This window comes from Amycolatopsis sp. NPDC005961 (genome assembly GCF_040629235.1).
Taxonomy (GTDB): Bacteria; Actinomycetota; Actinomycetes; order Mycobacteriales; family Pseudonocardiaceae; genus Amycolatopsis; species Amycolatopsis camponoti.
Genome location: NZ_JBEXVF010000098.1, coordinates 20771 through 30568 on the forward strand (window position 1 = coordinate 20771; position 9798 = coordinate 30568).

At 72.5% G+C, this 9798-nt stretch carries 8 protein-coding genes; 5 read left to right on the plus strand and 3 right to left on the minus strand.

Annotated elements, in window-relative coordinates:
- Positions 1–20: 20 nt before the first annotated feature.
- From ABZ342_RS44915 to ABZ342_RS44925, 3 genes are all read right to left on the minus strand, one after another.
- A complete protein-coding gene (locus ABZ342_RS44915; RefSeq protein WP_155541582.1) occupies positions 21–1685 on the minus strand; it encodes a class I adenylate-forming enzyme family protein in 1665 nt (554 codons plus the stop codon).
- A gap of 216 nt (positions 1686–1901) precedes the next feature.
- Complete coding sequence (locus ABZ342_RS44920; RefSeq protein WP_360487042.1) at positions 1902–3716, minus strand: BTAD domain-containing putative transcriptional regulator; 1815 nt, start codon at positions 3714–3716, stop codon at positions 1902–1904.
- A gap of 275 nt (positions 3717–3991) precedes the next feature.
- Complete coding sequence (locus tag ABZ342_RS44925) at positions 3992–4816, minus strand: ExsB family transcriptional regulator (protein WP_360487045.1); 825 nt, start codon at positions 4814–4816, stop codon at positions 3992–3994.
- 195 nt (positions 4817–5011) lie between these two features.
- Between ABZ342_RS44925 and larB the strand changes: the two genes are divergently transcribed.
- From larB to ABZ342_RS44950, 5 genes are all read left to right on the plus strand, one after another.
- Positions 5012–5707 carry a nickel pincer cofactor biosynthesis protein LarB gene (gene larB / locus ABZ342_RS44930; RefSeq protein ID WP_360487048.1) on the plus strand — a complete coding sequence of 232 codons (696 nt, stop codon included), beginning with the start codon at positions 5012–5014 and terminating at the stop codon, positions 5705–5707.
- Positions 5704–6888, plus strand: coding sequence for a nickel pincer cofactor biosynthesis protein LarC (gene larC / locus ABZ342_RS44935; RefSeq protein WP_360487051.1), 1185 nt, complete (start codon positions 5704–5706; stop codon positions 6886–6888). The genes larB and larC overlap by 4 nt, the downstream gene beginning before the upstream one ends.
- A 57-nt stretch (positions 6889–6945) precedes the next feature.
- Positions 6946–7416 (plus strand): DUF4383 domain-containing protein, encoded by a 471-nt coding sequence (locus ABZ342_RS44940; RefSeq protein ID WP_360487054.1) that lies wholly within the window; start codon positions 6946–6948, stop codon positions 7414–7416.
- 166 nt (positions 7417–7582) lie between these two features.
- Positions 7583–9175: an ABC-F family ATP-binding cassette domain-containing protein gene (locus tag ABZ342_RS44945; protein ID WP_360487057.1), complete on the plus strand. Its 1593-nt coding sequence runs from the start codon at positions 7583–7585 to the stop codon at positions 9173–9175.
- 70 nt (positions 9176–9245) lie between these two features.
- The gene (locus tag ABZ342_RS44950; RefSeq protein WP_360487060.1) at positions 9246–9677 is read left to right on the plus strand and encodes an organic hydroperoxide resistance protein; all 432 of its coding nucleotides are present in this window, start codon (positions 9246–9248) and stop codon (positions 9675–9677) included.
- Positions 9678–9798 lie beyond the last annotated feature (121 nt).

Below are 9798 nucleotides of genomic sequence, written 5' to 3' on the forward strand. Positions count from 1 at the left end.
CGTCTCTTCCCGAAGGGGGTTCATGCCAGCGCGTCGCTGGTGGCGAGGCTCTTGCCCCGGCGGTCACGGACGTACACGGCGAGGTCCTTGTACTTGTCGCGGAGGAAGCGCTTGAGCGACTTCCCGGTGACACCGAGCGGGAAGTCGTCTTCGCCGCCGGCGACCTCGACGACGGACAGTTCGGGCTTCCCGTTGGCCCGCAGGGCTTCGTTGGCCGCGAACAGCACCTTCTCCGCGTCCACGTCCCGGCCGGTCACGACGGCCACGGCGACCTTCTCGCCGCGGTGGTCGCCGGCCACGACGGTGCAGTCCTCGACCCCGGAGACCTCGTTGATGACGAGCTCTTCCATCAGCACCGAGTAACCGGGCCCCGAGGCCGTGTGCACGACGTCGACCGCGCGGTCGACCTGGTAGAAGTTGCCCTCTTCGTCCCGGTAGGCGACGTCCCCGGTCAGCCAGTAGCCGGCGAGCTTGCTGCGGTAGTAGGTGTCCTGGTTGCCCCAGTACCCGACCGTCATCGACGGCGGCTTCGCCCCGAGGAAGCCGTATTCGTAGGGCTCGGCGAGCGTGCCGTTCTCCCGCACGATCGCGACCTCGGCGAACCCGACCGGCTTGCCGACGCAGCGGTCGTTGCGCTCGGTCGCCAGGGTGCGCGGCTGCATGAGCACGCCCCAGCCCAGCTCGGTGGTGCCGAGCCGGTCGAGGAACGCGGCCGGCGGCCGCTCCGGCGAGCGGCGGCCCAGGATGTTCTTCAGGTGCCGCTCGTGGATGGCGTCCGCCATGGACACCCAGATGTTCACCGAATCGAGGGCACCCCGCGGCGTCTCGATCGCCGCCAGCTCCGGGTAGGCGTGGCCGAACGCCATCACCATGGTCGGCCGGTGCGCTTCGACGGCCTCGGCGAGCTCGGCGCCGGAGACGTCCCGGTGGACGACCATCGGCTGGCCGCCCAGCACGGCGTAGGCGTTGAACGACACGCACCCCTGGTGCGACTGCGGAAGCGCGTTCAGGATCAGCGCGTCGGGCTCTTCCTTGTAGTTGACCGCACGCCACTTCGGACCGTCCAAAATGGTCTTGTGGGTGTGGATGACGGGCTTCGGCAGGCCGGTGGTGCCGGAGGAGTGCATGAGGCCGACGGGGTCGTCCGGGTGGTGCCGGAAGCGGTCCGCGTCGGGCAGGACGGCCGACGGCGGCCCGTCCTGGCGCGTGTGCACCCACTTCAGGTTCAGCCGGTCGAGGTCCGGGGCGATCCGGTCGAGCCGTTCGGAGTCGGTGTAGAGGCCGATGGCCCCGCTGCGCTCGATCAGGGCGACGGCGCTGTCCCGCTTGGCGTTGCTGTTGATGAGCATGGAGATCGCGCCGATCCGCGCGAGCGCCGAAAGGTGCAGGAAGTACTGGATGGAGTCCGGCGGGAAGACCGCCACCCGGTCGTGTGGCCGCACACCCTGTCCGAGGTACCAGACCGACCAGCTCTGCACGAGGTGGTCGAGGTCGCGGAGGCTGAACCAGTGCTTCGTTTCGCCGTCGGTGTACGGGATCGGCGTGAGCGAGTGGATGAACGGCTCGTCCGGGTACGGGTTGAGCTCCAGCATGGCGGGCAGCAGGTTCCCTCCGCCGATGCTCGGATCCGCGAGCACCCGGGCCCGCAGTTCGGGGCTCAGGACGGTCTTGTGCGTGAACTCCATGGCATCACTTTCTGCTGCGGTCTACTCCCACGGCCGAGCGTGCCCGAGCGGGCCATCGGCGCGGCCTTGCCGGTGCATCGGTGCTGCATCGGCACCGATGGCGTTGCGAGGCAACGGATACCGGCGTGGCACTGCGCGTTCGCCCGGTCACCGGCAGACAGCGAAAACCGCCCGGGCCGGCAGGCCGCGGACGGTTTTCCAGGCACCCCAGGAGGTTCAGCCGACGCTGCACTCCAGCTCGTCGACCGCGTGCAGCGTCGTCCGGCCGAACGTCGTCAGCAGCGTCGCGTGCTCCTCCGCCTTCGCACGCGCGTGCTCCCGGACCAGGTCGTGGAAGTGGTAGCGCCCCGCGGCCCGCTGGCGCAGCACGTGGGCGTCGAACAGCTCTTCCAGCAGCCGTTCCGCCTCCGGCACCGGCTGCCCCAGCAGCAGCGCCGCGTCGGCCGCGTCGAGCTCCTCGCCGTCGAACGCGCCCAGGGCCCGGAACAGCCGGCGCTGCCCGGCGGGCAACCGCTCGTACGACACCTCCAGCCGGGCCTCGACGCTGCGGTCCTCCAGGCTCAGCTCGGCGAGCCGCGTGCCGCGGTCGCGCAGCCGGAACGCCAGGTCGTCGAGCGACCACGCCGGCCGGTTGTGGAACCGGCACGCCGCGATCGCGATCGCCAGCGGCAGGTGCCCGCACAGGGCCACCACCTCCGCGACGACGTCCGGCCACGCCGCCGTGCGCTCCGGTCCCGCGATCCGGGTGAACAGCGCCGCCGCGTCCGGCGGCGGGAACACGTCCAGCGAACGGGACGTCACCCCGTCGAGGCCGGCCAGGCGACGGCGGCTCGTGATGATCACCTGCGCCTTTCCCGTGCCGGGCAGCAACGGGCGGACCTGCCGCGCGTCGAGGGCGTTGTCCAGCACCACGAGGACCCGCCGCTCGGCGACCTCCGCGCGCCAGCGCGCCGCGCGTTGCCTGCTGTCGCGGGGGATCCGGTCCGGCGCGAGCCCGAAGTCGAGCAGCAGCCGCTCGAGCGCCGCGTCCGGGTCGAGCGGCTCCTGGCCCGCCGTGTGCCCGTGCAGGTCGATGTAGAGGTGCCCCTCGGGAAACCGGTGCGCCAGCTGGTGGGCGAGCCGGACAGCCAGCGTCGTCTTGCCGACGCCCCCCATGCCGTCGATCGCCAGGATGCTCAGCGCGGTTCCCGCCGGACGGCTCGCGGACAGGAACCGCAGCTCCTCGGCGCGGCCGGTGAAGTGCGCGGTGTCGTACGGCAGGAACGACCGGCCCGGCGCCGGCTCGGGCCGCCGCTTCGGCAGGTCGTCGCGCAGGATCCGTTCGTACAGCTCGCGGATGCTCGCGCCGGGGTCCACGCCGAGCTCGTCGCGCAGCATCCGACGGCCCTGTTCGTACGCGTTGAGCGCGTCGGCCGTGCGCCCGCACCGGTGCAGCGCCAGCATCAGCAGCTTGCGCGTCCCCTCGCGCAGCGGGTGCCGCGAGACGAGCTCACCCAGCTGCGGCACCAGCGCCGACGCCTCGCCGCCGTCCAGGCGCAGCCCGATGAGCCGTTCGGTCGCGGTCAGCCGGTTCTCTTCGAACCGCGCGGCGACGATCTCGAACACCGGGTTGTTCAAGCCCGACAGCGCGGGCCCGGTCCACAGGGCGAGCGCCGCCTCCAGGTGCTCGACGGCCGCGGTGGCGCGTCCGGCGGAGGCCGCCGCCGACGCCGCCGCGACCATCCGGGTGAAGCGGTGCGCGTCGACGTCCTGCGGGTCGACGGTGATGCGGTAGCCGGGCCCGTCCTTGACGAGGATGTGCTTGGCCGTGCCGAAGCTGCGTCTCAGCGCCGCGACGGCGTTGTGGAGCTGTCTTCGCGCGGTCACCGGCGGCTCACCGTCCCACATGGCCTCCAGCAACCGGTCGGCGCCGACCACCCGGTTCGCGCTGAGCAGCAGCATCACCAGCAGCCGCTGCTGCCGGAGACCGCCGAGGTCCACCCGCTCCCCGTCACGCTGGACCCGCAAAGTGCCGAGCAACTCGAAGTACATCAGATCCTCCCCCACCGTACGCGAACGGCTACCGCTCGCAGCGGCCGCGCGCCGAACCCGGGAAACATAGCCGAAAAATGCGCTCGGCAAGACGTAATAACCGACACGGTGTTTTCGGCACGGCATCGGACAATGACCGATGCGGACCGTACACGAATAGTCGCGATTGGCTGCCGAACAAATCCAACGCGAAACCTGCGGGTTCGGTATGTGGTTTTTTCATACCCCGTTCGGTGACGGCATAATTCACCACGGCGAACGCGCGCGCAAATAGCCTAAGGCGGCGGTGCGAGTGCGGGCGCGCGATAGGCCGCGACCACTCCCGGTCCGCTCAGGCCGAGACCGCCGAGCTCGCCCACCACGGCGGCGGCGAGTCCCGGCCGCGCTTCGACGGCCGTGTGCGAAGGGCCATCCACCTCCACCCGGAATCCTCGGCCGAGCAGGCGGACGCGCAGGTCACGGGGGCGGATCCCCGCCTCGGCCAACCGCGCGCCCACGGCGATCTCGGCGCGTTCCACCAGTCCCAACCTTCCTAAAGAGACGGGGACGCCCACGGAGATACGTGATGCCAGGCAGGGCGCCGACGGCTTGTCGGCGACGGGCAGCGACCACGCGGCGGCCAGCGCCCGGACGTCGCGCTTGCCCAGCCCGGCCTCGGCCAGCGGCTCGACGACGCGCAGCTCACGGGCCGCGCGCAGGCCGGGGCGGTGCAGGGCGCGGTGGTCGTCGGCGTGCGTCCCGGTCGCCACGTGCGCGAACCCGCGCCGCACGGCCAGCCCGCCGATCGCGCCGAGCACCGCCTGCTTGCAGAAGTAGCAGCGGTCACCCGCGTTGTCCCGGTAGCCGGGAACGGCCAGCTCGGTGCCGGGGACCTCGGCCAGCTCGACGCCGAGATCGGCCGCGATCCCCCGCGCCGCACCGAGTTCCGCCCTGGCCAGGCTGGGCGAGTCGGCGATCGCCGCCAGCACGTGCCCGGCCGGCAGCGCCCGCACGGCCGCGGCCAGCACGAGGGCCGAGTCGACGCCGCCCGAGAAGGCGACGGCCACGCTCCCCAGCTCGCGGACCCGGCCCAGCAGCCGGTCTTCGATTCCGGTCGTCATTACGCCGTCCCCGCTGGTCGCGCGGTCACGGTGATCCAATTTCGGCAAAAGAACAGCACTTGTCCTCCGCTCGAGGCGTCTTGCGTGCGGTAAGTCGATCGCGACGGGTCCACCCAGTCAACCCATTGCCGTATTCGTGCGGCATCCCCCGGGAGCAGTTTACATACGATGCGCGATAAGGCTAACGTGTCGAAGGTGGTATCGACTGGGGTTACGGCGGCGGCGACCGCCGATCTGGGATTCGCGCGATTGGACCTCGACCGGGCCGCCCGGACGGGGGATCCCGAAGTGGTGTTCGGCGCGGGAAAGACACCCGGACAGATCACGGCGGCCCTCGCGCGGCTGCACGAGGCCCATCCCGATCGCGCGGTGCTCGCCACGCGAGTCGGCGAAGAAGCCCGCGCGCTGTGCCGGGACCGCTTGCCGGAGGCGGACATCGACGACGCCGGCCGCACGGTGACGCTCGGGACCGTGCCGCCGCCGCGTGGCCGGGTGGCCGTCGTGTGCGCGGGGACGTCGGACCTGCCCGTCGCCCGCGAGTGCGCGACGACGGTGGCGGTCTTCGGCGCCGAGCCGGACCTCGTCGTCGACGTCGGCGTGGCCGGCCTGCACCGGCTGCTGGCCGAACGCGACCGGATCGCCGGCGCCGACGCCGTCGTGGCGATCGCCGGGATGGAGGCGGCGCTGCCCACCGTCCTCGGTGGACTGTGTGGCACACCGCTGATCGCCGTGCCGACGAGCGTCGGCTACGGCTGGCACCTCGACGGCCTGACCGCGTTCCTGACCATGCTGAACAGCTGCGCCCCCGGCGTGGTGACGGTCAACATCGACAACGGCTTCGGCGCGGGCGTCGCCGCGGCCCGCGTCGCCCGGCAGTCGGTCGCGCCGTGACCGTCGCGTGGATCGACGCCGGGAACGGCTGCGCCGGCGACATGCTGCTGGCCGCGCTGGTCGACGCGGGCGCGGACTTCGGCACGATCGTCGAGGGCCTGGCGCGGCTGCGCGTCGACGACGTCCGGCTCACCGAGCAGGTGGTGCGGCGGCACGGGCTGCGCGCGCGGCGGATGGTCGTCGAGGCGCCCGAGACGCGCCACGCCCGCCACCTCCCGGAGATCCTCGGCCTGATCGCCGCCGCCGGGCTGCCCGATGCCGCGGAACGCTTCGCCACCAAGGTGTTCGACACGCTCGCGGACGCGGAAGCCACCGTGCACGGCATCGAGCGCGACCGCGTGCACTTCCACGAAGTCGGCGCGCTGGACGCGATCGTCGACATCGTGGGGTGCGCGCTCGGCCTGGACGCGCTGGGCCTGCTGGACGCGACCGTGACGGTGTCGCCCATCGCCGTCGGCGGGGGCACGGTGACCGCGGCGCACGGCCGGCTGACCGTGCCGCCCCCGGCCGTGCTCGCGCTGCTCACCGGGGCGGCCGCGCCGATCGCCACGCACCCCGCGACGCGGGAGCTGTGCACGCCGACCGGGGCCGCGCTGCTCGTCACGCTGGCGGACGCGTACGGCCCGATGCCGGCCTGCGTACCGGTGAAGGTCGGCGTCGGCGCGGGCACGGCCGACCCGCCGGGGCACGCGAACATCGTCCGAGTGGTCGTCGGCTCGGCTTCGGAGCCGGACCGGACGTGGGTGCGCGCGACGATGACCGTCGTCGAAACGACGGTCGACGACCTCGATCCGCGGCTGTGGCCCGATGTCCTGGCGGCCCTGCGCGAAGCGGGCGCGGCCGACGCGTGGTGCGCGCCGGTGACCGCGCCGAAGGGCCGGCCGGGCATGGTCCTGACGGCGCTGGCGGCGGACGACCGCGTCGACGGCGTCTGCGCGGCGGTGTTCGCCCACACCTCGACGCTGGGCGTGCGGCTGTCCCCGGTCGAGCGGCGGTCGCTGCCGCGCGACAGCGTCGTCGTGGACTACCGCGGGCGTCCGGTGAGCGTGAAACGCGGGTACCTCAACGGGATCGTGGTGACCGCGCAGCCGGAGTACGAGGAAGTGAAGGCCGCCGCGGTCGCCACCGGGCAGCCGCTGCGCCGGGTGCTGGAAGAAGTGCGCGCGGCCGCGCGGTCCTGACCGGTTTGTCCGCGCCCGGGCCGGGTAGCCGACCGGCTCGAGACAAGCGGAGCTGTCATGACGACGGAAGTCCGGTCACGGCGGAGCGCGGCGCGGACCGCCGCCCTGGTGTTCGGGGTCGCGTTCCTGCTGGTGGGGGTGCTGGGGTTCGTGCCGGGGATCACCGCGGGGTACGCGGACCTGCGCTTCGCCGGCCACGAGTCGGGGGCGCGCCTGTTCGGCGTGTTCACTGTTTCCGTGCTGCACAACCTGGTCCACCTGGTGTTCGGGGTGCTCGGCGTGCTGGCCGCCCGCGCCAGCGGCGGTTCGCGGGCGTTCCTGATGATCGGCGGCGGGGTCTACGTGCTGCTCTTCGTGTTCGGGCTGGCGATGAACCACGACACCCCGGCCAACTTCATCCCGGTCGACGACGCCGGCGACTGGCTGCACCTCGGCCTCGGCGTCGCGATGATCGCCGCGGGGATCGCCACGACGGCGGCCGACCGGAAGCGGGGCCGCTATCCCGAGCCGGAGATCCAGGGGCACTGAACCGGCCCTGCTATCGTCGAAGACGAAGATCCTCAGGAGGAGACCACTCGTGGCAGGTGACGTCGACATCTCCGGATAGCTCCGGAGCGTGCGGGCCCCCGGCAGTGCCGGTGCGGCCGCCTTCGACGTCCCCCTTTTCGCTTCGCACCACCACGAGGTCTTCGCCATGCCCGAAATCGTGCTGTCCGGCCTGTCCTTCTCCTGGCCCGACGACACCCCCGTCTTCGACCACCTGTCCGCCACGTTCCCCGGCGGCCGCACCGGGCTCGTCGCCCCGAACGGCGCCGGCAAGACGACGTTGCTGAAGCTCGTCGCCGGAGTCCTGAAGCCGTCGGCGGGCAGCGTCACCGCCGACGGTGTCCTCGGCTACCTGCCGCAGGACCTGCCGCTGAGCGGCGAGCCGTCGGTCGCCGAAGTCCTCGGCGTCGCCCCGGTTCTGCGCGCCATCGCGGCCGTCGAGTCCGGTGACGCCGGCGAGGCGCACTTCACCACCATCGGCACCGACTGGGACATCGAGGAACGCACGCGCGCCCAGCTCGACCGGCTCGGCCTCGACGTCGCGCTCGACCGTTCGCTGGGCACGCTGTCCGGCGGTCAGATCGTCTCGCTGGGGCTGGCCGCGCAACTGCTCAAGCGGCCGGACGTGCTGCTGCTCGACGAGCCGACCAACAACCTCGACCTCGACGCGCGGCACAAGCTGTACGCCGTGCTCGACGACTGGTCCGGCTGTCTCGTCGTGGTCAGCCACGACCGGGCGCTGCTCGACCGGATGGACCGGATCGCCGAGCTCGACCGCGGCGAGATCCGGTTCCACGGCGGGAACTTCACGGCGTACGAAGAAGCCGTCGAGGCCGCGCGGGAGGTCGCCGAGAAGAACGTCCGCAGCGCCGAGCAGGAGGTCAAGCGGGAGAAGCGGGAGATGCAGCAGGCCCGCGAGCGCGCCGCCCGCCGCGCGAGCACGGCGTCGCGCAACCTCGGCAACGCCGGGCTGCCCAAGATCTTCGCCGGCACCATGAAGCGCAACGCCCAGGAGTCGGCCGGCAAGGCGGACGGCACGCACGCGGCACGCGTCGGCGCGGCGAAGGCCAAGCTCGACCAGGCCGAGCGGGCGCGGCGCGACGAGCGGAAGATCAGCCTGGAGCTGCCGCGGACGGAGGTCCCGGCGGGCCGCACGCTCTTCGCCGGCGAGGGCCTGCGGGCGCGCGGCCTCTTCCCGGCCGGCGTCGACCTGGCGATCCGCGGCCCCGAGCGGATCGCGCTCACCGGGCCCAACGGCGCCGGGAAGTCCACCCTGCTGCGGCTGGTGCAGGGCGATCTCGCGCCGGACAGCGGTTCCGTCTCGCGGGCCGACGGGCGGATCGCGTTCCTCTCCCAGCGTCTCGACCTCTTGGACGACGACCGCACGGTGGCCGAAAACCTGGCCGCCGCCGCTCCCGCGTCGCCGCCGTCGCAGCGGATGAACCTGCTGGCCCGCTTCCTGTTCCGCGGCTCGCGCGCGCACCTGCCGGTCGGCGTTCTTTCGGGCGGGGAACGGCTGCGCGCCACGCTGGCCTGCGTCCTGTTCGCCGAACCGGCGCCGCAGCTGCTGTTGCTCGACGAGCCCACGAACAACCTCGACCTCGTCAGCACGGGACAGCTGGAGAGCGCGCTGACGGCGTTCCGCGGCGCGTTCGTCGTCGTCAGCCACGACGAGCGGTTCCTCGCCGGGATCGGGATCGACCGGTGGCTGCGGCTGGCGGACGGTGACTTACACGGGTGACGTCGCGCGACGGGCGCCGCGGTCTCGCGCGCTTCCTAGCGTGGTGCCGTCACCCGCTGAAAGGAACACCATGTCCGAAGTGACCTACACCGCCGTCGCCACCTCCACCGCGGAGGGCCGCAACGGCGGCCGCGCGACCTCCGACGACGGTGCGCTCGACGTCACGCTCGCCGTGCCCAAGGCCTTCGGCGGCGCGGGCGACGGGACGAACCCGGAGCAGCTGTTCGCCGCGGGCTGGGCGTCGTGCTTCGTCGGCGCGGTGCGCCGGGTCGCGGGCGCGAAGAAGGTGCCGCTGACCGACCTCGCCGTCGTCGCCGAGGTGACGTTGCACCACGACTCGGAAGCGAACGAGTTCCGGCTGAGCGCGGTCCTGCACCTGGAGGCGTCGGGCATCGACCAGGCGACGGCCGACGAGCTGGTCGCCGGCGCGCACCAGGTGTGCCCGTACTCGAAGGCGACGCGCGGCAACATCGAGGTCACCCTCGACGCCACGGTCGCCTGAGCGTCGGCGCAAGGGGTCGTGAGTGAGAAACAGGGTCAGAACACTGCCAGTTCGCGGTGGGTGAGCGAGACCCGGTCGTCGGACACGGCGACGTCGTCGGAGTCGTGGCGCAGCAGGGCGG